The 24,861-nt window shown below is 59.3% G+C and carries 22 protein-coding genes and 1 pseudogene; 16 read left to right on the top strand and 7 right to left on the bottom strand.

Features of this window, described 5'->3' with window-relative positions:
* Positions 1 to 23 precede the first annotated feature (23 nt).
* The gene (locus tag BMZ91_RS11710) at positions 24 to 293 is read left to right on the top strand and encodes a hypothetical protein (RefSeq protein ID WP_088652213.1); all 270 of its coding nucleotides are present in this window, start codon (positions 24 to 26) and stop codon (positions 291 to 293) included.
* 39 nt (positions 294 to 332) lie between these two features.
* On the opposite strand, the gene BMZ91_RS11705 is transcribed toward BMZ91_RS11710, so the two are convergent.
* From BMZ91_RS11705 to BMZ91_RS11685, 5 genes and pseudogenes are all read right to left on the bottom strand, one after another.
* On the bottom strand, positions 333 to 998 hold the full coding sequence (locus BMZ91_RS11705) for a L,D-transpeptidase (RefSeq protein ID WP_092838892.1): 666 nt from the start codon (positions 996 to 998) through the stop codon (positions 333 to 335).
* Between the two features lie 269 nt (positions 999 to 1,267).
* Positions 1,268 to 1,471: pseudogene (locus tag BMZ91_RS11700) on the bottom strand (DUF411 domain-containing protein); the annotation flags it as partial.
* Positions 1,472 to 1,597: 126 nt separating this feature from the next.
* Positions 1,598 to 2,332: a DsbA family protein gene (locus tag BMZ91_RS11695; RefSeq protein WP_245736335.1), complete on the bottom strand. Its 735-nt coding sequence runs from the start codon at positions 2,330 to 2,332 to the stop codon at positions 1,598 to 1,600.
* A gap of 110 nt (positions 2,333 to 2,442) precedes the next feature.
* Positions 2,443 to 3,018, bottom strand: coding sequence for a L,D-transpeptidase (locus tag BMZ91_RS11690; RefSeq protein WP_092838883.1), 576 nt, complete (start codon positions 3,016 to 3,018; stop codon positions 2,443 to 2,445).
* An 83-nt stretch (positions 3,019 to 3,101) separates the two neighbouring features.
* Positions 3,102 to 3,692: a L,D-transpeptidase gene (locus tag BMZ91_RS11685; RefSeq protein WP_092838880.1), complete on the bottom strand. Its 591-nt coding sequence runs from the start codon at positions 3,690 to 3,692 to the stop codon at positions 3,102 to 3,104.
* Between the two features lie 266 nt (positions 3,693 to 3,958).
* Here BMZ91_RS11685 and BMZ91_RS11680 point away from each other — a divergent pair, with 266 nt between their 5' ends.
* Positions 3,959 to 5,278 carry an MFS transporter gene (locus tag BMZ91_RS11680; RefSeq protein ID WP_092838877.1) on the top strand — a complete coding sequence of 440 codons (1,320 nt, stop codon included), beginning with the start codon at positions 3,959 to 3,961 and terminating at the stop codon, positions 5,276 to 5,278.
* Positions 5,279 to 5,451: 173 nt separating this feature from the next.
* Here BMZ91_RS11680 and BMZ91_RS11675 read toward each other — a convergent pair whose 3' ends face one another.
* Positions 5,452 to 6,501 (bottom strand): hypothetical protein, encoded by a 1,050-nt coding sequence (locus BMZ91_RS11675; protein WP_092838874.1) that lies wholly within the window; start codon positions 6,499 to 6,501, stop codon positions 5,452 to 5,454.
* A 244-nt stretch (positions 6,502 to 6,745) separates the two neighbouring features.
* On the opposite strand from BMZ91_RS11675, the gene BMZ91_RS11670 reads away from it, so the two are divergent.
* The 4 genes from BMZ91_RS11670 (at position 6,746) to repC (ending at position 11,457) form a co-directional block, all read left to right on the top strand.
* Entirely contained in the window at positions 6,746 to 7,654 is a 909-nt protein-coding gene (locus BMZ91_RS11670) for a recombinase family protein (RefSeq protein ID WP_092838871.1), read from the top strand.
* A gap of 341 nt (positions 7,655 to 7,995) precedes the next feature.
* Complete coding sequence (gene repA, locus BMZ91_RS11665; protein ID WP_092838868.1) at positions 7,996 to 9,195, top strand: plasmid partitioning protein RepA; 1,200 nt, start codon at positions 7,996 to 7,998, stop codon at positions 9,193 to 9,195.
* The gene (repB, locus tag BMZ91_RS11660; RefSeq protein WP_245736333.1) at positions 9,195 to 10,163 is read left to right on the top strand and encodes a plasmid partitioning protein RepB; all 969 of its coding nucleotides are present in this window, start codon (positions 9,195 to 9,197) and stop codon (positions 10,161 to 10,163) included. The genes repA and repB overlap by 1 nt, the downstream gene beginning before the upstream one ends.
* A 238-nt stretch (positions 10,164 to 10,401) precedes the next feature.
* Positions 10,402 to 11,457: a plasmid replication protein RepC gene (repC, locus tag BMZ91_RS11655; RefSeq protein WP_092838863.1), complete on the top strand. Its 1,056-nt coding sequence runs from the start codon at positions 10,402 to 10,404 to the stop codon at positions 11,455 to 11,457.
* A 212-nt stretch (positions 11,458 to 11,669) separates the two neighbouring features.
* Here the strand turns inward: repC and BMZ91_RS11650 are convergent, their stop codons facing one another.
* Positions 11,670 to 12,872, bottom strand: coding sequence for a Fic family protein (locus BMZ91_RS11650; RefSeq protein WP_092838860.1), 1,203 nt, complete (start codon positions 12,870 to 12,872; stop codon positions 11,670 to 11,672).
* Positions 12,873 to 13,163: 291 nt separating this feature from the next.
* Here BMZ91_RS11650 and BMZ91_RS11645 point away from each other — a divergent pair, with 291 nt between their 5' ends.
* From BMZ91_RS11645 to BMZ91_RS11600, 10 genes are all read left to right on the top strand, one after another.
* Positions 13,164 to 13,634 carry a hypothetical protein gene (locus BMZ91_RS11645; protein ID WP_092838857.1) on the top strand — a complete coding sequence of 157 codons (471 nt, stop codon included), beginning with the start codon at positions 13,164 to 13,166 and terminating at the stop codon, positions 13,632 to 13,634.
* A 40-nt stretch (positions 13,635 to 13,674) separates the two neighbouring features.
* The gene (locus tag BMZ91_RS11640) at positions 13,675 to 14,613 is read left to right on the top strand and encodes an ArdC family protein (protein ID WP_092838854.1); all 939 of its coding nucleotides are present in this window, start codon (positions 13,675 to 13,677) and stop codon (positions 14,611 to 14,613) included.
* Between the two features lie 69 nt (positions 14,614 to 14,682).
* Positions 14,683 to 15,072: a DUF3768 domain-containing protein gene (locus BMZ91_RS11635; RefSeq protein ID WP_092838851.1), complete on the top strand. Its 390-nt coding sequence runs from the start codon at positions 14,683 to 14,685 to the stop codon at positions 15,070 to 15,072.
* Positions 15,073 to 15,226: 154 nt separating this feature from the next.
* On the top strand, positions 15,227 to 17,209 hold the full coding sequence (locus BMZ91_RS11630) for a ParB/RepB/Spo0J family partition protein (RefSeq protein ID WP_092838848.1): 1,983 nt from the start codon (positions 15,227 to 15,229) through the stop codon (positions 17,207 to 17,209).
* A 76-nt stretch (positions 17,210 to 17,285) separates the two neighbouring features.
* Complete coding sequence (locus BMZ91_RS11625) at positions 17,286 to 17,879, top strand: hypothetical protein (RefSeq protein ID WP_025042408.1); 594 nt, start codon at positions 17,286 to 17,288, stop codon at positions 17,877 to 17,879.
* Positions 17,879 to 18,535, top strand: a complete 657-nt coding sequence (locus tag BMZ91_RS11620; RefSeq protein ID WP_092838845.1) for a DUF6927 domain-containing protein — start codon at positions 17,879 to 17,881, stop codon at positions 18,533 to 18,535. The genes BMZ91_RS11625 and BMZ91_RS11620 overlap by 1 nt, the downstream gene beginning before the upstream one ends.
* Before the next feature lie 258 nt (positions 18,536 to 18,793).
* Positions 18,794 to 19,414, top strand: a complete 621-nt coding sequence (locus BMZ91_RS11615) for a LysE family translocator (RefSeq protein WP_143076332.1) — start codon at positions 18,794 to 18,796, stop codon at positions 19,412 to 19,414.
* Positions 19,415 to 19,833: 419 nt separating this feature from the next.
* Positions 19,834 to 19,986 (top strand): antitoxin PaaA2 family protein, encoded by a 153-nt coding sequence (locus BMZ91_RS11610; RefSeq protein ID WP_092838839.1) that lies wholly within the window; start codon positions 19,834 to 19,836, stop codon positions 19,984 to 19,986.
* A 102-nt stretch (positions 19,987 to 20,088) separates the two neighbouring features.
* Positions 20,089 to 24,351: a strawberry notch-like NTP hydrolase domain-containing protein gene (locus BMZ91_RS11605; protein ID WP_092838836.1), complete on the top strand. Its 4,263-nt coding sequence runs from the start codon at positions 20,089 to 20,091 to the stop codon at positions 24,349 to 24,351.
* A 122-nt stretch (positions 24,352 to 24,473) separates the two neighbouring features.
* Entirely contained in the window at positions 24,474 to 24,860 is a 387-nt protein-coding gene (locus BMZ91_RS11600; protein WP_092838833.1) for a DUF6878 family protein, read from the top strand.
* Position 24,861 lies beyond the last annotated feature (1 nt).

Raw genomic sequence — 24,861 nt, 5'->3', positions numbered from 1 at the left:
ACCTGCCAAAGAGTGAGATAGATATGCTTCAAAAATATGCGGTGATCATGGTTGCAACATTGGCCCTGGCTGGCTGTGCGGTGCCTCCGAAGGAAGACAACGATCCATTCAGGATCGGGAATATTCCAGAGTCTGTCGCAGCCCTCGCGGCACCCGACCAAGATCTCAACGCGGCACGGCTACGTCCCGAAGATAACTGCTATTGGTATGAGCATAACGGGCCGGTGGAAACGACCTTGGTGCCGTTGCGATCGCCAGGCGGCAATCCCATCTGTGCCGTGCGCCAATCCTGAATGGCGCGTTCGACCGTCACACCGCCGACGATCCATGGGTCAGCTTCGCGGGGTCACGCTGTCCTCGGCCGAATACAGGAATGCTGTCGAACCAATCTCCACATTCGGGTAAAGATCGTTGATGTGCGCCATGACCATCCGGACACAACCGGAACTCGCCCGACCGCCTATGCTACTCGGATGCGGTGTGCCATGAATCCGTAGATAGGTATCCCGGTCTCCGACAAAGAGGTAAAGTGCCCGCGACCCGAGCGCGTTGTCAGGTCCGGGTTCCATACCGTCAGCGATGTCGGCATAGAGCTCCGGGTCGCGGTCAATCATGTTCTGTGTTGGCTGCCAATGCGGCCACCTGACCTTGCGCTTGATCGTATAGACGCCCGGCTCATAAAGTTTGCCACGAGCGATCGCTACGCCGTAGCGCATCGCAGTGCCGCCTTCCTCGATATGGTAAAGATAGCGCGCCACGGCGTCGACATGAATGTCACCGGCCACAAGACCATCTTTAGCTACAACCCGCTGCGGCAGAAAGCGCGGGTGTAAGCCCCACGGGTTTGATGTGGCTGGGTTATAGCCCGGCGGTGTTACCTGTGCATCCCAAGCACCCTTTTCCGCTTCAGTGGGCCAGGTGTCAGCGAGGAGCGGACTTGAGATGGACGCGGAGAAAAGTGCAGCGGTCGTCTGGATGAAATGTCGTCTTGTCAGCATCTTTCTTTTTCCTTTCAAGCTATTGGCGGCGATCCAACCCACATCCCGACTTTTTCTGCCTAGGAAGGAGTCAAGTTATTACAGACAACTATGCTCCATGGGGCCGACCGCTATCGTTGCCTTAACTCTTAAAGTTACTAGAGGTTCAAGAAAAATATTGATCCCGCACGGGCATGTGTTTTCGCAACTTACGTATGGACAACCCTTGGTGCCTAGGTCAGTTCAAAAACCTCTGGCCTCAACCGCCCTTCATTGCCACCGTCTCGAGTTCAGGCTGCCTCGTAGTTTGTGAACGGCTCCGTGGTCCCCTCTCGATTGACCAAATGTACAACATAGGCCTCACGTTCCGATTCTGGCCCATGCCCAGGCGATCCGTAAGGCACACCGGGGACTTCAAGGCCAACAGCGTTTGGGCGCTCATCCAACAGACGGCGAATGCCGGCGACCGGGACGTGGCCTACGATCATATAGCCGCCGAAGGTTAATGACTTTTCGTTTTCCATAGTGAGATCTCTTGCTCCAGATAACTTCTGAGATAGGAGTTCCAGCGGGTGGAAGATCAAGGGCTATAAGGGCCGATCTCATAATCGTCGCCCCTTTCACTCGGGGACGAGTTCTGCTATCTTTTCAAGAAGTGAGCCGCGCTCGATCACACCGGGGATTATTTCGTCACCCAATACGAACGTCGGCGTTCCAGTTATACCCAAAGCTTCTGCGAAACGCAGAGAGGCCGCAATGTGATCACTCACTGAATCAGATTGCATATCTGTTTTCAAAACTTCGAGATCGAGCCCCACATCGCCTGCAATTTTCATAACGCTTGCTTCAACGGCTTGCCCGTTCAATGCCATCATTGCCTCGTGAAACTGCTGATATTTACCTTGATTTCTCGAGGCAAGTGACGCGCGCGCCGCAACTTCGGAACCGGGCCCTAGGATTGGGAATTCACGATAAATAATGCGGACATCCTTGCTTGCCTCCAGTACCGCTTTGACCTCTGGTGCAGCGCGGCGACAATACCCGCAGTTATAGTCAAAGAACTCGACAAGTGTGACGCTGCCATCCAAGTTCCCGAAGATCGGAGCATTCTGTTCGAAATCATCGCGCAACTCAGACAGGGCGTCAGTCTGCGCTTCGGCGAGCGCTACATTTTCACGTTCCTGAAGGATTGAAAGCGCTTCGATCAGAATTTCGGGTTTTTCCAAGATCGCTTCAAGTGCGAGACGCTTGATATCTGCTTCATTGAGTTCTTGTGCGGCCACAGTAGTAACAGGAAATGCTGCTAATACTGTTGCAAGAACAATTTTCGACAGGCCGCGTCGCGCTAATAACATCTTGAATCCTTCCTAGGATTGAGAGAGATCCGGGGGGGATGAGTTATCTTCCCTAGGAAATCTTCTGCTGAAAAGCTACCAAAACACGCTGATCTCGCCAAGGCAGTGTTCTAAGTTGCGGGGTATAGGATCACACGGGTGTCCAGCGGGACTTTATCATAAAATTGGACAATCTGATCGTTCACCAATCTGGCGCACCCGTTCGAGACTGCACGGCCGATAGTGCTTGGGTCATTTGTGCCATGCACACGCAAAAAGGTATCGCCACGACCCGGTTGAAAGAGGTAGAGGGCCCGCGCACCTAGAGGGTTGCTCAAACCGCCAGGCATTCCATTCCGTAACGGCTCATATTTCTGAGGCTCACGACGTAACATGCCCGGGGTCGGTGTCCAGCTGGGCCATTCCTTCTTTGCCCCAACATAGAATTCGCCTGCCTCATAAAGACCCGGGCGACCGATCCCAACGGTATAGCGAATTGCAGTGTTGTCAGGTTGGGTCCAGAAGAGGGCAAACTGGCTTGGGAAAACATGAATTTCGTAGGGAGCAGCGCCCGCTGGAATGCTTACTAATTGAGGCAAGTACTCCGGCGGCAAATCATACTTTGGCAGCACTACATGAGCTGAAACGGGCTGACTGCACAAAGCACCGACAGCCCCGGTGGCAAGGAGAAATTTTCTTCGTTTCATGAAACTATGGCTTTCGAGTAGTGAACGTAGAATGAGTGCTGGTACACGAGATCAGACTTTAACAAGTCATGCGAAGTGCGGGATCAAAACAGTTTCACTTGTGTTCCTACTTCGGCCAAAGCAAACAATTCTTTGATATGTTCGTTATAAAGACCAATGCACCCATTTGATGATCGGCGGCCAATCTTCCGCGTGTCTCCTGTCCCGTGGACGCGATAATACTGCCATGACAGGTAGAGAGCGTGCGTGCCCAAAGGATTATCAGGACCAGGTGGAAAGTAGTCGGGCCATTCAGGATTGCGGATTTTCATTGAAGGAGTTGGGCGCCAGCTTGGACCTTCCACTTTCTTGATTACGCTAGTGTACCCGCGTTTGGTAAGATCTTCGGACTCAGGTACACTGGAAGGATAAAGCTTATAAACGCTTTGGTCTTCGGACCAATACTGCACCGCTCGGGAATCTATATCGCAGAGTATTACCCCATGTTTCAGGTTGTCGAAGTGATCCTCCCAATTCGCGACAGCAAAACCGGACGAGTTCCTACGTACAACCGGTGATGCTAGCGGAGGCGTGTTTTGGGCAAATGCGGTGCCCGCTTTCAGAGTGAGGCCGCTCGCCGCTGCTCCAAGCAGGATACCGCGCCGCGAGATAGCCGCATCTTTTACAAACTTCATTCCACTACCCTCAAACTAAACTTTTCCGGTTTCTACAACCTTCACCCACTGGAGGTTCAACCAATTTAAAATCACAAAAATGTGAGGTCAGTAATTTTGAGATTTTCGACAGGCGAGTGATAGCGTCTGAGATGCTCCCCGAAATTCGGATACTGGCGTAAGCGTGCGCTGATCCATGATCACATGGACCATTGTATCGACGTTGAAAGTTCTGAAACTGATCGCGCCGAGTTGCGGGCGATCGCCCGATATCTCTGAGGCTGACCATGCTCGATATTCTCTCCGACCGCACTTATCGGCACCTGTTTCTGGCACAGGTCGTAGCCCTTCTGGGTACCGGACTCGCCACAGTCGCACTCGGCCTGCTCGCCTTTGATCTTTCGGGCGACGGGGCGGCGCTGGTCCTCGGCACAGTCTTCACCATCAAGATGGTTGCTTATGTGGGCATCGCGCCCATTGCAGGGGCTTTCGCAGACCGCGTGCCGCGCCGCGCGCTTCTGGTGACGCTCGACCTCGCGCGCGCCGGTGTGGCGCTGGCCCTGCCGTTCGTGACCGAAGTCTGGCAGGTTTACGTCCTGATCTTCCTTCTTCAATCGGCTTCCGCCGCCTTCACGCCGACCTTTCAGGCAACGATCCCGGACGTTCTGCCCGAAGAGGCGCGCTATACCCGCGCTCTGTCACTGTCGCGGCTGGCCTACGATCTGGAAAACATCGTCAGTCCGATCCTGGCCGCGCTTCTGTTGGCGGTGATGTCGTACAATTCGCTTTTCCTCGGCACGGTCCTCGGTTTCGCCGCATCGGCCCTTCTGGTTGTTTCGGTCGTGCTGCCCAGTCCCCGCCCATCCGAGCCGCGCGGTGTCTATAACCGCACTACGCGCGGCATCCGCATCTATCTGGCCACGCCCCGCTTGCGCGGGCTCTTGGCATTGAACCTCGCGGCGGCGGCGGCAGGTGCGATGGTGCTGGTCAACACCGTCGTTCTTGTGCGCGGCTCGCTCGGCCTTTCGGAAAGTGCTCTGGCCTGGACGATGTTTGCCTTCGGCGCAGGATCGATGATCGCCGCGCTGGTCCTGCCGCGTGTTCTCGATGCGTTGCCGGACCGGCCCGTGATGTTCGGCGGAGCCGCGCTGATGGTGGCTACTCTGGTCGGTCTGGCGTTGACGGTCCTTGGAGCAGGCCTTGGCTGGTCCATCCTTCTGACAGCCTGGTTGCTGGTGGGGCTCGGATATTCCGCTGTCCTCACCCCTTCCGGCCGACTACTGCGCCGTTCCGCCCACGCCGGGGACCGCCCGGCACTCTTCGCGGCGCAATTCGCGCTGTCCCACGCCTGCTGGCTTGTGACCTATCCGCTGTCGGGATGGCTGCTGACGGTCTATGGTGTCGTTCCCACACTGATCGGACTGGCCCTCATCGCCGCCTTCGGAATGCTCGCAGCGCTGAAACTCTGGCCGTCCGGCGATCCCGTTGAGCTTGAGCACACCCACGATAATTTGCCACTCGACCATCCCCACCTAAGGGGACATCGCAGGCACAGCCATGCCTTGATCATTGACGAGAGCCATCCTCGCTGGGCCACGCATTTATAAACCGCAGCAAGTGACGAAGACTGGACACGGGCGGTTCGTTTTCATCCATGCGGACATTCGTGCTTCGAGCAAAATTCATCAAAGTGGGCTAGATGCGCGAATTCTCTGCAAGTTTGGCGGACAGAAGCGTTGATTCTAACATAAACTGTCGGCCCCCCGACAAAGAGCACGGCTTAAGTTGCGACCCTCCACATCCGATACCGCCCCTGCCCGGTCATCTCGTGGATTAGACCACGCGCTTCCATCCAAGCAAGGTTGCGCTGGACGGCAGCCCGGCTGGCGCCGATCAGGGCCTCGGCCATCGGAGCGGACACGAGCGGCCATTCGGTAAGTACCGCGCACAAGGCCGGGGGCGTGCGGCCGGAAAGCGGGCTCATCTCGGCTTCCGCCCTCGCCGACCATGCCTCGATATCATCGAGGTGACGCATTGCGGTCAGGCATGCGGTCTCCATCCCGTCAAGCCAACGAGACAGACGGTCAGCGGGTGGGCCACCGGAGCGCAATCCCCCTGCCCCGCCCATGGCCAAAGGCACGAAGAGCGCCCCCTTGCCCTCACTGGCCACGATCCGTGCGGCTGTGACCGCCGCTTCCATCCGGTCGCCGTGCTGCCCGAGGCCCGCGAGACTCCAGAGATGGAAGCCCATGCAAGCGCGCGTGATTGGGTGAAGATCGGCGGCTTGCGCCATGAGATCGAGCCAACCGCCCGCGCGATCCGCGAACGGTTCGGCTTCAACGCCGAGGTTCTCGGGGTCGCGGCGGTCGAGGAAGGCGGACAGATCCACTTCCGGTCCAGGGCCGCCTGTAAGACGCCGCACTGCCCATCCGACACGCGCGAGCGCCGCGGTGTCGTCCTGCACGCCGGACAAGCGCATGGATTTCCAGAGCGCCAGCCGATCCGGGCCAATTCGGTCGCCTACAAACCAGCTGAGGTCTGCCGCCTCCATCAGCGCGAGCCTGTGACGCCAGCCTTCCGGGCCACGGCGCAGCCGGTCGTCCAGCGCGCCGATCCGGCCAGCCACGCGGGCAAGACGGGCGGCATTGCCCGCCTCAGCGCATCGCCAATCGTCGAGGACTGCAGTTTCACGAAGCTCTGCCCTAGGTCCGGGCGGCAGATAATCTGGCTCCTCTTCCATCGGACCGGGCAGGAACCACAGGTCGTCCTCAGACGTCTCTTCAAGCCCCTCCGCATCCACAAGAGGATCGTAAAAAATATCATACTGCATAGATACTTGAGTCTTCATGTATGCAAAATACGGCACTTTTGCATTTTACCAAAGTGTTTTGTCAGAGTGCGCCTGCACACCTTATATAGCACGGGCGCGCGATGGTCTGCGAGAGCTCGCTGATCGCGCTCAGCGTATGGAAACCAAGGGTTCTCTGCTGAGCAGCGCCACAGTGCACGCCCTTGCATTCGTTTTCAAACGGTCGTTTATTCGTGACACCTAAAACTGCAAATGGCCCGTTTTCATGCCCCTGATAGGCTACGCCCGCGTATCCACCGAGGATCAGACCCCCCTGCCCCGGTCCGAGGCTCTGAGATTTGCGGGCTGCGTCGAAATCCATGAAGAACACGCCTCAGGCGGCAATCGTGCGCGACCGGTGCTTGCCCGCGTGCTGGAGCGCATTACCGAGGGCGACACGCTGGTTGTCGTTCGGATCGACCGGCTTGCGCGGTCTCTGTCACATCTGCTGGAGGTGATCGAACGGCTTGAGGCCAAGGGGGCGTTCTTTCGTTGCATTCAGGACCCGATCGACACCGGATCCCCGCAAGGCAAGTTTACGCTGCAGGTTCTGGGCGCCGCGGCCGAGTTCGAGCGGGCGCTGATCCGCGAACGTACCAAGGCGGGGCTGGCGAGCGCCCGTGCCAAGGGCTGGGTCGGCGGGAACCCGGGCCTACGCGACCGCGATCCAGCGGCGTTACGCAAGGTGCGACTCGCGCGGCAAGACGGCTACATAGAGCGGCTGCACGAGACGGCTCAGGACTGGGTGCCACATGTCCGACGACTTCGACCTGATATGGCCTGGGAAGATGTGCTTCGGATCATCAATGGCCCCCTGCCCTACGACCGCCACTGGACGCAAAGCCGCCTTCTGCGCGCAGTGAAAGCCTATGTGCGCGACGGGTTTCTGCCCAATGAAGTGCTTGGTCGCGCTGGAAGACGCCAAACCGACGACCGCCTGCCCGCGATTGTCGCTGGCATCAAGGGTGCGGACCCTGACATCACGCTCCAGGCGATCTGCACCCGCCTGAAAGCGATGCGCGAGCACACGCCACGCGGGCGGACAAACTGGCAGCCGTCTTCGGTGAAAATGCTGTTGGAGCGGGCGGAACGACTTGGCCTCATGCCGTACGAATCGAGCCAAGATCAGGTGTAGCTTCTGACCCGAATCCAAAAAATTTCACCGGGAGAAAACTCCGCAGGAGGCAGAAAGTGCCATTAGTTGCTTGGGGTTAGCTGCTATTGTGCCAACTCAACAGAGTAGCGGCTCGATTCGGTTAGATCTGCATTTAATATATCTATATCAATGATTTGCTGTGTTTTTTACGCGGCAATACCTATAGGTGCTGTGGATAACTTTTGCACTACATCTAGATTCTTCTTGCCGGACTCGCTGGATCGTGGCATTCCCATTCTGACGGCAAATTGCGTCAGACGCGTTGTGCGTCGTCAAAATGATCAAGAGCCTTAACAGAGGCCAAGAGCGGGCGGCAGGATATGGATGATCGAAACGTTGGATATGCGCAAGGCATAGGCTCTTCTGACATCGGCACGTTTGCTGACAATCTGGCCGAGTCCTTGGATCGGCAGATGAAGATCGCCTTCGAACCCGAAGAGCGTAAAGCCTTGCGGCGCTTCAGCTCGACCGAAGTTGCCGGTCTCCTGCGCGTAAGCACGTCTAACCTGCGCAACCGGCACAAGGACGGTAGCTTCCCGGAAGTGCATACTGATAACCGCGGGCACCGGTTCTACACAGCCCAAGAAGTGGACGAATTGCGCAACATCTTGGAGCGCACAGGAAAGAACGCCGAATCGTATCGGCCAGGTCGACGCGATGGCGACCGACTTCAGGTGCTATCGGTCGTCAATTTCAAAGGTGGTTCGTCGAAAACAACAGCGACGATACATCTTGCACAGCGTTATGCCTTGCGCGGCTACCGTGTTTTGGTCCTGGATCTCGATCCGCAAGCAAGTTTGACCACATTTTTCGGCTTTCGGCCTGAGCTCGAGTTCGCCGAGGGCGGAACAATCTATGATGCTCTGAGATATGAGGATCAGGTTCCGCTCTCTGACGTGATCCAAAAGACCTACTTTCACAAACTCGACATGGTTCCGGCGGGCTTGATGCTCTCGGAGTACGAAACCGAGACAGCAAACGCGCTCGCCCGTCGGATGCAGCCCATTTTTGCGGAGCGCCTCGCCTTGGCGCTCGAGGAGGTAGAGGCAGATTACGACATCGTATTGATCGACTGCCCTCCTCAACTCGGCTTTCTGACTCTCACGGCATTGGCGGCCTCTACGGGGCTCCTGGTAACCGTCGTGCCAGGCATGCTCGACATCGCTTCCATGAGCCAATTCCTGAAACTTGCGTCAGAAACGGTAAAGGCCGTGGAAGAAGCGATTGGACGGCGTGTGACATGGGATTTCGTCAAATTCCTGATCACAAGGTATGAGCCGTCAGACGGGCCACAGACCCAAATGGCTGGCTACCTGAGATCAATTCTCGCCGGCCAGGTCATGACTGAACCCATGCTGAAGTCTACCGCAATCTCTGACGCCGGAATGACCCAGCAAACCGTCTACGAAGTTGATCCCGGCCAGTTCATCAGGAAAACGATTGATCGTGCTCTGACCAGCGTGAACGGCGTTGCCGATGAACTGGAGCAGACGATCCAAATGGCATGGGGGCGTCGCTGATGGCCAGAAACATTTTCAACCAACCTCCGAAGGACGAAAAAGAGAGCGCGACTCCCTCCCCTACCCTGCAAAAAGCTGCAAAGCTGCCCGGCTCTGTTGGCGGATTGCGGGACTCCTTGCGCGAAATCACGGCCAATTCGATCCGGGACATCGAACCCGATCAGATTGACATGGATGGCCTTCGCGATCGGTTGGTGCTGGAAGATACGAGTATCGACGAGCTTGCCGAGAGCATTCGCAAGCATGGCCAACAAGTGCCGATCATGGTCCGCCCATCGGGCCAACCCGACAGATACCGCATCATCTACGGTCGCCGTAGACTGGCGGCGATCCGCAAGATCGGAGGAACGGTCAAGGCAATCGTTCGCACATTGGACGACGACGCCTCGCTTATCGCACAGGGTCAAGAGAACAACCTTCGACTTGATCCGTCTTTCATAGAAAAATCTCTATTTATCAGAGAGATGCAGGAAGTTGGATATAAACCCGGCGTCATTCAGGATGCTTTGGGATTAACCCGGCAAGGCGTGTCCAACCACCGGGTCGTTATCGATCAACTGCCTGATGGGCTTGTTCAGCTTATCGGGCCGGCACATGGCATCGGAAGACGGCAGTGGGGTGATTTAGCGGCCCTATCGGGAAAGGTAGACTTGGTGAATTCGGCCAAAGAGGTGATCGCCGCCCTGCCCGACGACACTCCAAGCCCCGAGAGATTTCAGGCGGTCTATTCTGCTTGCTCGCACAAGGCGCGTGCAGACAAGAAACCGACCAGTCGCGGCGTGACGTCCGTCGTCAAGAATGAGAGCGGCGACACTGTCGGAACGCTGACAGTCGATCAGAAAGCGATCGCCATCAAGATCGCCAAAAAGGACAACCCGGAATTCGGCCAGTGGCTCGAGGAGCGTGCGGAAGCTACGCTTTTGCAACTCTTCGATGAGTGGCGGAATGAGAGCGGCTCTGGGTCCTAACCCAGGCCACATAGAGGAACCCGAGCAAAGGAGAAAAGCGAAGACCAGAAAGAAAAGAGCCCCCCAAAGTTTCCCCTGGAGAGCCCTCATCATTCGATTTGCACTCATGATGTAGCAACCTCCAGCAAGCCGGTCAAGAGTCACCGATTCGGTGAACCGATTTTTATTGCCTTTTCCCAGATAAAATCTTGGGAGGAGACAGGGAAGCTGTGGGCCAAACGGTCATCGTGATCAAATCATGGCATTTACAAAACTATCAATCGAGGCTGCTGGTGCAGATGCATCATGCGGCTCAATTCCCGCATCTGAAATCGATATCTGGACCATCTTCCGGGCCCTGAGAGACGCGCGCAGCGTGTTCGGGCTTCGCCCTAGCCACATCCAGACCCTTCAAGCAATGCTCAGCTTTTTAAAACCTGGCCACGGCGAAACGGTTTTTGCGTCCAACTACACCATTTGCCAGCGCGTTGGCGGGATCGACGAACGGACACTCCGCAGGCACATCAACCGCTTCGTTGAACTCGGATTCATCAAGCGCAATGACAGCTCGAACCGAAAGCGCTACCGCGTACGCTCATCCGGTGGGGAGTGCATCAGTTATGGATTGTCTCTCACCCCCCTGCTCCAACGTGCGAGCGGGCTTATCGCCATCGCGCAAGAGATAGAGAATAACCGGCGCGATCGGATATTTATTCGCAAACAGATCCTTACAAAGCTCGCCCATTTGGAAGAGCATGATCCCAGCAACACATTCATCAACCACGCACGGAAAGCTCTACGCAGGAAGCTGAGCCTCCCCGAATATCACGCACTGCTCGCCAGTACAGATGCAGAATGCCAGAGTTTATCTACCCCAGATGACCCACCAGAAACTATGGAATTGCCCGCCAATGACGGACAAACTGTCCGGCATCAATCTAAGTCTAAAAAAGAAAAAAAAGATTTAGATAGCAACATAAGCGATGAGGCCCTGAAACCAGACTTGCTGACCTCAGTCTGCGATCAGGCGACATCGTTCTCCACAGAGAGACTTAGAAACTGGTTGGACATTGAAAACCATGCTCGAACACTTGCACCCATGATGGGCATTCACACAGAAACATTCGAGAAAGCCAAGAATGCTGTAGGAACTCAGAAAGCGTCATGCGCGATCTTCATCATGCTACAGCTTGGAAAACGCATCAGGGATTTTGGAGCGTATTTTCACAGTATCACCCTGGGTCAAAGGCAAAACCAATTTGATCCATTAGCTCTGATCAAGCGACTGTCCGAATCCAATGAGCGAACCGTCTAATGTCCACCGCGGTGGACTTCGAACGGGAAGCAGCGCTTATGGCAATCACAACTGTCCAAACGCACGTAGCGGCGCGTGGTGGTTTTTCAGTTTATCTCAGATCAGCAGATGTCCACCGCGGTGGACAAGTGACACACGAGCGAGCCTTGTTGGAAATCTCGCCGCCCATGGAAGAAATCGGTGGCCAGGCACTACACCCAAAATCTATGGAGTTATTGTGGGAGGTCGCCATCTCCCAAGAGGTTTGGAAAGAGCCGCTCTCGATAATCCAACGGAAACGCCAAACGAACGGGTGTCTTCGGCGAGACGGAAGTCAGGTATCCGGCGGCGGTCAGTTTACTCAGCGTGTTGCGAGCAGTACGCTCGGACGTCTTGAGGACAATCTGCGCGTCGCCTCGTTCCAGTGCGCCATGCCGAAGAACCGCCGAGATTAGTTCCGGCGCTCGCTTGTCATCGATGGTATCTGCAACAAGACGTCGGTACCGCTGGTCCAGTCCGCCGAGATCGAACAATTTTGCTGAGAAGGTGATCTGGTCGAGTGTCACCTTTAAGAACCATTCACTGAACGTCTTCAGTGCCGCTTCTGACAGGTTCCCACGCCCGTCGCGGTCTCCACGGCGTGGGCTGTCAGCCAGATCCATCATCCGTTTGTACTCGCCCCGATCGGTTAGCCCGCGAGCCAGCCCACGCGAAACGGACCAGAGCCCCTGGCCACCGATCCCTGCTGTGAGGGCCATGGCATGAGACATCAATCTGCTGACACGGCCGTTGCCATCCGGGAAGGGGTGGATGTAGTTCAGCCGGTGATGTGCAGACGCGATCGCGATGATCCGTCCGCTCGAAGAGCGCGCCGCAATTTGAAACCGTTTGTCAAAGTGATCCATGAACGCCGCGACGGGCGACGATGATGGAGGTAGGTGGCGCCCGACCGCAACTTCTCGATCGTCGTCCTGGCGCATGCGTCCCGGAACGATGGACTCTTGTGTGCCGTCGGGATGTTCGATGACCCGAAACTCGTCAGGCATCTCGTCGTAGAAGCTCTTATGGACCCAAGTCAGGAATTCGACAGATGTGGGGCAGGGCAGGGTGCCTATGCGATGCATCTCATCGATGGCCCGTTGAACGATGACGTGCGCCCGGGCCTCAAGGGCGAGAGGGCGAGTTTCTTCCTCAAGCTCGGCGCCAGCCAGCGCCCTTTCGATGTCGCGGGGGCGTGTGTTGTGTCCTTCGATCAGGTTGGAGTAATAGCAGTTCATCACACGGACGAGATCGGCAAGTTCGGCTGCGCTGTCAGGATGCAACCCTTGTCCCAGCCCGGTGGCTTCCCTCTGGATGTCGACCGAAAGGTCTGCCAGTTCTGTAGGAATATGCTCCTCGAAGAAGCAGGGTTCGATCCTGGCGGGTGCTTCCAGCATTTTGCCGATCTTCCATGTTTGCAAAGTAATTGAAAAATAAACACATTTCGTACTTTCAAGCAAGGTTTTGCCGATATGCGTTGCCGATCTTGGTTGCCGATCTAGAATTGCTGCATGAAATCAATGGCTTCGGCAGATGTGCCGGGCTTTTCGGTTTTGTTGTGTGCCCAAAGGGGCCGGAAAAAGAGAAAGTGTTCTTCGGGTTTTGTGACTGACGGATGAGGGCCTTTGGGGTCCCTCAGATGGGTCCGGGCCGGATTCCGGTCTGTCTTTCCTGAGAAGGGCATTCCCATGCAAACAGGTGTCTTGCGCGTGTTACGCGCGACCGCTGCCTCGTGGCGGCGGCATAGAGAGCTGCGCCGAACTGGCCAGACGTTGCTGGCGCAGCGGCTCGAACGCCAGACCGTTCTGAGTGATCTCGGCTATCTCAGGCAGGCGGCGACACTGCCGAATGCCCATGTGATCTGCGGAGAGGGCGGGACATTCATCCATCTTGGTTGGACCACCGTTTCGACTCTCGCGCCGATCGAGCGCTTTCCCTTAGCCACTCTTGCGGTCGCACGAGGGACCCCGTTCATCGATATCCGACCCGTCACTGATGTCATCGCCTTCGCGAACCTGCCGCGGGTGACGCGGGACGGATCGGCCGACCCTGAACCTTGGGGGCTTGGCAGTTCTGTATCGCTGATCACCTACATCGACATTGTCGAACAGCTTGGCGCGAGCATCACCAATGATCCGCGCTCCTGTCGGTCAACCTAGTCACCACTCACTCTCATCAACACTCGAAAGGAGGCCAGCCATGGCCCGATCCCGCACGCCCAAATTCGATGCCTCTGAGGTCATCACAAACGAAATCATCCGCATCATCGAGCGCGGCGTTCTGCCGTGGCGCAAGCCCTGGACCGCGGGTGGCAGTTCTCATCCCCTGCGCGTGGGCGGTGAACCCTACCAGGGAGTGAACAACTTCCTGCTGACAATGCGGACCGTGATGGCGGGCCACAGCTCTCCTTTCTGGATGACGCTGCCGCAAGCCAATGCGTTGGATGCAAAGGTCCGCAAGGGCGAGAAGTCCTCTATCGTCGTTTATTACGGTCAAAGCCGGAAAGACGCGGGCGGCGAGGACGACCGCAGCGATGGCGATGATCGCTCCGAGGAAGCCCGTATCTTCCGCTTCCAGAAATCCTACCGCGTGTTCAATGCCTGCCAGATCGAGGGCTTGCCGGACAGCTTCTATCCGGACCCCGAGCCGGCGCCTGACCACCCGCCGTCCGAGCCCATCCCGCATATGCAGGCGTTTTTCGATGCCATCGATATCACGACCGTCTTCACGGGGACGGAAGCCTACTACCTGCCGCCCGTGGACAAGGTGTTCATGCCGTCGATTTCCAGGTTTGAAAACCCGCGGAACTTCTACGGGGTCTGGGCGCATGAGCTGGCTCATGCCACAAAAGCTCCCCATCGACTGAACCGTGATTTCGGTCTCTCAAAGTTCGGTAACACCTCCTACGCGCGCGAGGAGATCGTCGCCGAACTGACCTCGGTGTTTCTTGGGCAGACGCTCGGCTTCACGGCGCATACGCTCGAGATGAACGCGGCCTATCTCTACAACTGGCTGCGCGTTCTGCGCTCTGACAAGAACGCGATCTTCAAGCACGCCGCCGATGCGCAGCGCGCATGTAATTATCTGATCGCACGGTCGGAAGCGGGCAGGGCAGGGGAGAGCGCCCAGGCCGCTTGAGGGGGCGTGTGTCGGCAAAGGGAAAGCAGGCTTTGGGAGGGGTGTTTCAACTTTTCAAAGGAGATCCCCATGTCCATGACCGTTCAACCCCAGCCAGATCGTCCAGATCCCAGCGTGATCGCGGCGCAGAACGACGCGTTTCGCAAGCTCGCATGCCTTGGGGTGCCGCCCGCGCAGCCCATCCAGGGCCGGATGCACGTCACCCGCTCGCTCATGGAGGCCGGTGACGGTTTCATGGCCGAGGCGGTGAATGTCACGGGGGCGTTTGCCACATTCGAGCCCGAGAATGATCCGGAAGGTTGGCACGATTTCGGGGCGGTCGAGATCCGCGGCGAAACCGTGTTCTGGAAAATTGATCTCTATGAGGCAGATTCCGATTTTCGCTACGGAGCTGAGACCCCGGACAATCCCGCCACCACCATGCGCGTGCTGACCATCATGCTGGCCCGCGACTGGTAGGGCAGGGGACATCCCCCTCCTGACGCTCCAGGCAATGAAGGCCCACTGCCCTCTTAAAGGGAGAGTGGGCCTTTTGTCGTGGTGATCCCTGAACCCGGGGATTGGTCACGCGCGAGCGCGCGGGCCGCACCCTACCCATCGAAAAGGACATCCCATGACCGCAAGCTTCAAACCCGTCTCCGTCGCTATTGGCGATCTGACTGCCCACCCCGCCAACGTGCGCAGTAACTCCCCGGAAACCTATGACTCCGAGAACATCGCGCATCTGAAGGCCAGCATCGCGGTGTTGGGCCTGCTCCAGCCGCTCTTGGTCCAGAAGCTTGACGGCAAATATGCTGTCCTCGCTGGTGGCCGACGCCATGCCGCGCTGAAGGAGCTGGTCGCAGACAAGGCCAGCAAGAGATTCACGGCGAAAACCAAGGTGGACTGCCGCCTTGTCCCTGAGGAGTGCGACGTCACCACGGCGCTGTCGCTCGCCGAGAACATCACCCAGGCACCGATGAATGCCATCGACGAGTTCGAGGCCTTTGCCCGGATGATGGAGGTCGACGGCCAGACGCCCGAGACGATCGCAAAGACCTTCGGCGCCACGGTGGCGGCCGTGAAAGGCCGGTTGCGCTATGGCCTGATCCACCCCGACATCCGCGCCGCGGCCCGGGGCAAGGTGATCACGCTCGACACGATGAAGGCCTTCGCCGAGCATCCGAGCCAGGAGGCGCAGCGCGAGGTCTTCGAGGCGCTCACGAAAGACGACGGCTATCTGCAGGCCTATACCGTCCGTCAGGCACTCAAATCCCGCGGTGTGCAGGTCAGCGACAATATCGGGGCTTTCGTGCGCGCGGACTACGAGGCGCGCGGCGGCGCCGTCGCAGCCGATCTGCTGGAAGAGCATTCCGTGCTCGAGGATGCGGCGCTGGTCGAGACCATCCTGCTCGAGAAGCTCGGTGCCGCCGCCGAAGAGGCTCGCATAAAGCTGGGCTTTGCCTGGGCCGATGCGATGGTGCGCTATGATTACGCGACCATGGCCGACTACGGCCGCGTTTATCCCGGCCCGATCGAGCCGGATGAGGCTGCCCAGAAGCGCATCGATGAGATCACCGCCGAGCTTGAGAAACTGCAGCTCGAGATGGAGGATGAAGGGCTCGAGGAGGACTCCTACAATGCGCTCTACGAACGTGTGGACGCCTTGGAAGAGGAAGCGCGCGATCTGCAGGAGGCCTACAGCGCCGAGGACCTCGCGCGGTCTGGGGTGATCGCGTCGTGGCAGTGTGGGCAGATCACGCTCCATCTGGGCCTCGTGCGCCCGGAGGACACCGTGAAAGAGCAGGGCGCGCGCGGCGCCTCGGCCAACCCGACCGGGGAAGAAGCCCCGGACCCCGGGGAAATCACCTATCCGGCCTCGCTGGCTGAGGACCTCAAGACCGAGCGGGCCATGGCCCTCGGTGCCGCGATGGCGCTACATCCCGAGGCCACGCTCGATCTGACGCTCTTCAAGCTGGTCAGTGACGTTCTGGCCAGCGGCATGAGTGTCACGCAGGCGATCAAGGTCGAGGCCCGCAAGGAATACCGCAGCCATGCCAAGATGGACGAGATCGACGAGACCTCGCTCGAGCAGGTGGCGGCGGCGCATGATGCGCTTGACCTCTCGTGGCTCGATGACGCCCGCGCGCCCGCCGATCAGTTCGCGGCGTTTCGCGCGCTCGATGCAGGCGAGAAGGCCAAGCTCGTGGCTTATGCTACGGCCAGCACCACGCAGTCCTGCTTCGCGCGGGATCCTCGGCGCGACAGCCTGATGCATGACTTCGAGATCGAGATCATGCCTGACGTTCGCGCCCACTGGACGCCGAACGCGGCGCTGTGGGGCCGCTTCAAGAAGGCCTGGCTCCTCAATATCCTCGGCGAAGATCTGGGTCTGGCCCAGGAGGCGGTAACGCTCGCCTCGTCGAGCAAGAAGGAGATCGTCGCCTTCTGCGACAAGCTCTTCGCCGAACCCTTCGCCACACTCACGGACGCGCAGCGCGCTGCCGTGGCCGCCTGGTGCCCGCCGATGATGCAGACCGCCGGTGTCGCCTGTGATGAGGCGGAGCCCACTGCGGAAACCCCGGATCCTGACAGCGAGGTCGCGCAAGCGGCCTGAGCCATCACGCGACCCGCTCGAGGACCATGCCACCCGCGCGGGTCGACCCTCCCACATCCAACGGAAAGACATCCCCATGGCTATTCTCAAGTTCTCTGCGTCCGCTGTTGCGGCGCAAATCGCGCATGCGCGCGCCTGCAAAACCTTCCTGCCCAACTGGAACGGACCGGTGGACAGGCCCGCCCTGATCCTTATCGTCGGCAATGGTGTGCATCTGCGCTCGAACGGCATCGATGGCACGACCACCCGTATTGTAACCACCGAACAGGCCGATCCCTCCTTCGCCTTCGCCGATGGCATGAATCCATTTCGGGACACCGACTGGATGGCGCAGCGCCGCATGGCGTTTCGCGATCTGACCGGCCAGTTCTACACCGACATCCTGGATGACGTGCAGGTGCTCATCGACCGGGGGCGGGGTGCCATCCGGCTCGCCACCGATGGCCACAGCATCCGCGTCTTCGTGCGCCGGGCCTCGGATTATCTCATCGGCGGGACCTACGAGGTGCCGTCAGGCCTCGGCGGCACCTTCCGGGTAATCCTCAAGGATGCCTGCGACACCTTCGCGATCGTGCAGAACTGCGGCAATTGCGAGGATTTCGACGCCATGCAGCCCTACCGCGTGCCGCTCGATGCGCTGATGGAAATCGATGACCGGAGGGCGGCGTGATGGGTTGGCTCTTCTACACCGATCGCCGCGTCCAGACCTACGCGGATGAGAAAGCGGAGATTGCCCGGCTCTGCACCTTCGAGAGCGACACGCGCAAGACGGAACTGGTCAAAGCCTGCAAGGTGGGTTCGACTTGGTACGCGGCGGCTAAGATCACAAGTATCGATGGCTCGCCGGTCGAAGACGCGACCTATGTGACCGATGCGGATGGCTCCATCACTTTCGGGGCTGTCTTCCTCACCCGATATGATGACGGCTGCTGGGGCTACAAGGACATGGAGGAAAGCGCGGGGCCCGTCGAGTCGCGCGCTCCGCTCAGCCTTCTGGCGCTGCTCTCCGACCTGAAAGACCCTGACAGCTATGCCCATGCCTGGCGCCAGCGCTGCCGGGACTGGGCTGCAATCCCGGACTACGAGGAAGGCGACAAGATCAAGCTCGCAGCCCCTGTGACGCTCACCGATGGCAGCACCTGCCAGATCGTCACCGCGACCCACTTCAGGCGGGGGCGGCAAAAACGCCGCTGCTACCGCATCGAGGAAACCGGTGGGCTCGTACGCCTGTCGAAGGCCTCGCTTGCGGGCTCGGAGCTGCTTAGCTCCGCAAAGGGCGCGGCAAGTCCTGTGCTGGCCGAGTTTATGGCGGGGCAGGGGGAATGAAATGGAACCAGCCGGCGGCGGGTCTGAGCGGACCTTCATCATCAATCAATCGAGAGGCAGCTGTGCGGGACTTTGCCGTCATTGAAACGTCCCAGACAAATGGCCGGTTCCATCAGATCGCGACAGCTTCCCGATATTAAACGCTATTCATCTACCGACGTGTGGGACTCGGGGCTTGGAGCCACATCAACCGCCCAACATTGACAACATTGTGGTCAACTGACAGCGTTCTCGGATCAATAATGGAAAGGTCTGCACGTGAGTTTCGAGATTTGGATGACGTTTGTTTTGGCAAGCTCGGCATTGATGCTCGTGCCGGGGCCTGCGATGTTGTTTATGATCGGGATCGCTTTGACCGATGGTTTGAACAAAGCTTTCACCGCCCTTCCTGGTCTTGCACTTGGGTTGGTGGTCTCGATCACAATTTCACTGTTGGGAGCTGGTGCTGTCTTGCTTGCCTCAGCACAACTATTCACTGTGCTAAAGTTGGCCGGCGCGGGATATTTGATCTTTCTTGGAGTGCGTTTGTGGATGTCCAAGCCCGGTGATCCATCAGCTACAAATGATGATGCAAAACCTCAGAAGAGCCTCTTTTGGCCCGCCTTTTTTGTTGCGGTCCTAAACCCGAAGGCGTTGATTTTCTATATCGCCTTCCTACCACAGTTTGTAGATGGAACGGCGGCTACATTACCTCAGTTTACTATCTTGGGTGCTACATTCTGTGTCGTTGCTTTGATAGCGGCGATTGTGAGTGCCTTTGCCGGTAGTGGCTTACGCCGCGGTGCAAAGAGCAACAAAACGCTTGTTATCATGAACCGATGCGGAGCAGGTGCAATGGTCGCGTCGGGTGTGCTAACGGCTTCCTCTGCACGCAATTAATACGGCATATTGGATGTGTCTTTTTGGTCGGCTCTGCGCGACTAGGGGTCATCTATGCCGAGTGCAGCATCGGTCTTATTGGGCTCTGAGTCAGAGTTCGCCGCGCTTTCAATGAACGGCGGCTTTGAGCTTCACGTAGGATTCTGCCACCTCCGGCATTGGATTCCTAAGTGGCCCGACTTGATGTGACCACAATAGCATTGCCATTTACGGCGCCACTCTGGGTGATGTAGCATCGACCCAGAGTACAGTCGGAGAAAGCGCAATGGATCCAACGGATAAGGAAGGGCCGCACCTCGGCACCGATGAGCAAGGCGCGTCTCAGATGAAACGGAAGCGTTGCCAATTTGCGGTGCGCGTTGCAGACATGCCCGATGACCTTGGAAAGTTTCTGGATATGGGCCTCGAGGAGCATTTCCGTGGCTGCTGAAGCGAATGCTTATGACGCGTGGTTTCGCGTGAAGGTACAGGCCGCGCTTGAGGATGCACGCGGCGGAACTTCACAGGTTCAGGTAATGCAGGCCGCGCAGGCCCTGATTGATGCGAAGCGCCAGGGCCAATCCAAGCCCTGAGCACGCTTTGGAAGGTCAGTGTGGTCTGACCCAGTCATCCTGAAAAGTCAAAGCGGGCTTTTTGTCCTTTGGAACTCAGACCCTGATCCAAAGGAAATCCCCATGACCAAGCCCAAACCGGCAAACCCGGCTTTCCCAATCTCCGACAGTGATCTCGCCAATGCCATCGCGCAAATCGGCGCGGAGGTCGACCACCAACCCCTGCGCAGTTCAGCGCTCGCGCGCATCATGCGCGATACGTTTCATGGCAGCGATGCCGGCGGTACCTGGGACTGGCGCATGGCCTATGACCTGATGCAGGCCGCGGCCATCCAGGTGCTGCTGCGTGGGGACGGTGCAGCAGGTGACATCGCCGCTGCAAGGCTGCTTGCCTCGCGGCTCCTGACGGAAACCCGCCGGTCAGAGCAGCAAATCCGGCTGCAGCAATTTTCCACGCCGCTGCCATTCGCGGCGCTGGTCTTACGGGCCGCGGCGATCCGCAAGGGTGAGACCGTGCTGGAGCCCTCGGCTGGCACCGGTGCCCTGGCTGCTTTCGCCGCCCGGGCCGGTGCCACGCTTTTGCTCAACGAGATCGACCCTTTTCGCCAGCGCCTCCTGCGCGCCCTCTTCGGTGCCGAGGTGACGGGCCATGACGGCGAGCATATCGACGATCTGCTGCAGACGCCGGTTCTACCCGACGTCGTGGTGATGAATCCTCCCTTCGCCTCCTCGGTCGATCGCTCCCGAGACAAGCACATCGCCGCCAAACATCTTATCGCGGCTGCAAAGCGTCTCGCGCCCGGTGGGCGGCTGGTGGCGATCATGCCGCCGGGGTTCAGTCCGGAGCGTGATGGTGCGCATTGGTCCCGCGCCTGCGGCCTCCTGACGCCGCGATTGGCGCTGACGATGCCGAGGCAGGTCTACCGCAAGCTCGGCACCTCTGTCGAAACCCAGCTCATGATCTTCGACAAGGTACAGGAGGACGGCGAGATGATCCGCACCAGTGTCCGGGACTTGGATGAAGCCCTTCCTTTTGTCGACGCCGTGGCCGCGACCCGGACCGAGATGCGCCCCGCCCAACGGCCGACAGCGGTTACTCCTGCGCGACCGACCGTTCCATCCTCTGCCCCGCGCAAGACCGCCGCTGCGCCTGTCGCCGCCTCCAAAGCCCGGGCCAATGCCGTCTGCCCGCTAACTTTCACGAGCCTAAATATCCCGCGCGACAATACGCCGGTCTCGAACATCTATGCGCGCTACCGTCCGCAGAGGATCGAGATCGCGGGTGCGCAGGAACATCCCACCCCGCTCGTCGAGAGCATCGCCATGGCCTCGGTCGCGCCGCCGGTGCCCTCAAACACGGGCAGTGATGACTTGCGCCTGCCCGCACGGTTGATCGAGGAGGGAGATCTTTCCGAGGCGCAGCTCGAGACCATCGTCATGGCACATGATGCCCATGGGCGCGACCTGGCTGGTCGGTTCACCATCGATGACGACCAGACCAAGCTGACGCGCGCCGATGATGACCCTAATGCACGGGCCTATCGCCTCGGCTATTTCCTCGGCGACGGCACCGGCTGCGGCAAGGGGCGCGAATGCGCGGGGCTCATTCTCGTGAACTGGCTGGCCGGGCGCAGAAAGGCGATCTGGGTCTCCAGATCCGCCACGCTTATCGAGGACGCGATCCGCGACTGGACCGATCTCGGCGGCTCGCCTGCCGACATTCAGCCGCTTTCCAAATGGAAACCGGACCAGCCCGTCCCGATGGGCGACGGTATCCTTTTTGTCACCTACGCCACGCTGCGATCCGCAGGCAAATGCGGCACCACGCGACTGAGCCAGATCCTCGACTGGATGGGCGCAGACTTTGAAGGCGTCCTCGCTTTTGATGAGGCCCATGCCATGCAGAACGCGGCAGGGTCCGAGCAGGGCAGGGGGGTCAAACCCTCCCAGCAGGGCCTTGCTGGCCTCCGGCTGCAACTGGCAGCACCCCGCGCTCGCGTCTTCTATATCTCGGCCACGGGCGCCACGAGCGTGCACAACCTGGCCTATGCCGCGCGTCTCGGTCTCTGGGGGCAAGGCCTCGAATACCCTTTCCCGAGCCGCGAGAGCTTTGTGTCGGCGATGGAGGCAGGCGGTGTCGCTGCCATGGAGGTGGTCGCGCGCGATCTCAAGACGCTCGGGCTCTACACGGCCCGCGCCCTCAGTTTCGACGGTGTTGAATACGATGTGCTGGAACACGCGCTGACCCCGGCCCAGATCGAGGTCTATGACGCCTACGCTGGAGCGTTTCGCACCATCCACCATAATCTCGAGGCGGCGCTGACAGCGACCGGCGTCAACGATGCCTCGGGGGAAACTAATGCGTCGGCCGCACGCGCCTCGGCCAAGTCCCGCTTCGAGAGCACGAAGCAGCGCTTCTTCAACCATCTCCTGATGGGCATGAAAGCCCCGACCATCATCCGTGCGATCAAGGACGACCTAGCGGCGGGCAAGGCTTGCGTCATCCAGGTAGTCTCGACGGGCGAGAGTCTGCTGAAACGCCGGCTTGAGACGATGGACCTCGAGGACGAGCTCGTCGAGGGTGCCTTGACGCCGCGTGATTACGTTCTGGGCTACCTCGAACAGGCCTTCCCGATTCATGCGCAAAAGCTGGTCGAGATCGACGGCAACATGGTGGCGGAACCTTTGCGGGATGAGACCGGGGCGCTGGTCGTCTCGCGCGAGGCGCTCGCTTTGCGTGACGCGGCCATGATCGAGTTGATGACGCTGGCCCCGATCGCGTCGGCGCTGGATCAGATCCTCTGGGCCTTTGGTGACGAGGCCGTCGCTGAAGTCACGGGTCGGTCCATCCGGCCCCTCAAGGCCGCGGATGGCCATCTCTTCATCGAAAAGCGCGCCGCCAGCAGCAATTCCTCCGAGACCCAGGCCTTCATGGATGGCGAAAAGGATATCCTGATCTTCTCCGATGCGGGCGGGACGGGCCGGTCCTATCACGCGGCCCAAACGGCGAAGAACCAGAAGCGGCGGCGGCACTACCTGCTGGAGCCTGGCTGGCGCGCGGATGCGGCCATCCAGGGGCTCGGCCGCACGCATCGTTCTGCCCAAGTCAGCGCGCCCTTCTTTCGGGTCTGCACCTCCGATGTGCATGGCGAGAAACGCTTCACGTCGACAATCGCCAAACGCCTCGACCAGCTGGGGGCCTTGACCAAGGGGCAGCGCGAGACCGGCTCGCAGGGCATGTTCCGCGAGGAGGACAATCTCGAAAGCCCGATCGCGCGCGCGGCTCTGCGCGGGTATTTCGCCGATCTTGCCGCCGGACGCGCCGAGGCGATGAGCTATGAGAGCTTCACCGACTGGACAGCCCTTCGGCTGATCGACAAGGACGGGGTTCTCCTTGAGGAGCTTCCCCCGATCCAGCGGTTCCTGAACCGGGTGCTTGCCCTTCCCATCCACATGCAGAACGCGCTCTTTGCCGAGTTCATGCGCCGGATCGTCGATCAGTCTGAGCGGGCGCGTGCGGCGGGCACGCTCGATCTCGGCGTGGAAACCCTGCGCGGCGAAAAGATCGAGCAGGTCTCCGCGGAGGATCTCTGGACCTGCCCGAAATCCGGCGCCGTGACGCGGATCATCGGGCTTGAGGTGACTGACCCAGTGTATGTGCTGGACGCCGAAGAGGCCATTTCGCGCAATCCCGACAAGCTGCCCATGGTAAATCGCGCCTCAGGCCGCGCGGCGCTGATCTCGGCGCGCCCCATGCAGATGTATGACGAGGATATCGTCACGCTCATGCGCAAGGCGGTGAGGCCAAACGGGTCCAGCTATCTGGAGGAGACGCGGTTCAAGGCTTCGGCCTGGGAAGACATTGGAAGGCCCGAGTTCGCACGGCTTTGGGATGCCGAGGCTGCGTCCCTGCCAAAAACCACCACGACCAGGCTTTACCTGCTGACCGGGCTCTTGTTGCCGATCTGGAAGGACATTCCGACCACCAATGAGCGCATCTACCGGGTTACGCCCGAAGGGGCGACCGCCATGATTGGGCGCACGCTGAGCGAAGAAGGAGCGGCCGCGCTGCGCGCCCGCTTCCTCGTCTCCAATCCGCAAACGCCGCAGGAGATGCTGACCGCCGCCCTCGGCACCACCGCACCTGTCGATCTGGGCCGGGGTCTCACCCTGACCCGTCGCCGCGTCGCAGGCGAGTTGCGCCTCGAGCTTGGCGGCGCGGACAAGGGCATGATCGAAGGCCTCAAGGCCATGGGGTGTTTCACCGAGATCATCGCCTTCCAGCTGCGGGTGTTCCTGCCGCACGGGGACGGGATCGACACAGCGGGCATTCTGGCCCGGATCGTGGGGCAGCGAGCCGCTAGAGCGGCAGAACAAGCCGCCTGAAAAGTCAAAGCGGGCTTCCGGTCGGGCGTCGCGGATCTGGATTTCACCGGTCTGCGCTTTCCGGGCGCGCGCTGACCAATGCCACGCCCGGCCCCCCCAATTTCAGACAAGAGGACAGACCCATGACCAATCCCCAGATCGACTATGCCGCAATGGCGGCTCAGTGGCGTGCAGAGCGCGAAACCACCCTGAAGGCATCCCGAACGGAGGTGCTCGCGCAACTACGTGCGCTTGGCATCAGCGAGGTCACCGCCGAATACGAAGGCTATGGCGACTCCGGCAATGTCGAGGATGTGACGGTGCAGCCTGAAGAGGTCCAACTGCCGGAAGCGCTTGTCACCGAGGTCGGTGATTTCGCCTGGTCACTCGCCTATCACCATCGCCCGGGGTTCGAGAACAACGAGGGTGGCTACGGCACGCTGACCTGGGACATCGGAGCCGACAGCATCACCCTTGATCACGCGGACCGCTATGTCGAATGTTCTCACAGCTATGATGAGGGGCTTTGAG

The sequence above is a fragment of the Roseovarius lutimaris genome (assembly GCF_900115165.1).
Taxonomy (GTDB): domain Bacteria; phylum Pseudomonadota; class Alphaproteobacteria; order Rhodobacterales; family Rhodobacteraceae; genus Roseovarius; species Roseovarius lutimaris.
This window is presented reverse-complemented; position numbering and strand designations above follow the sequence as displayed.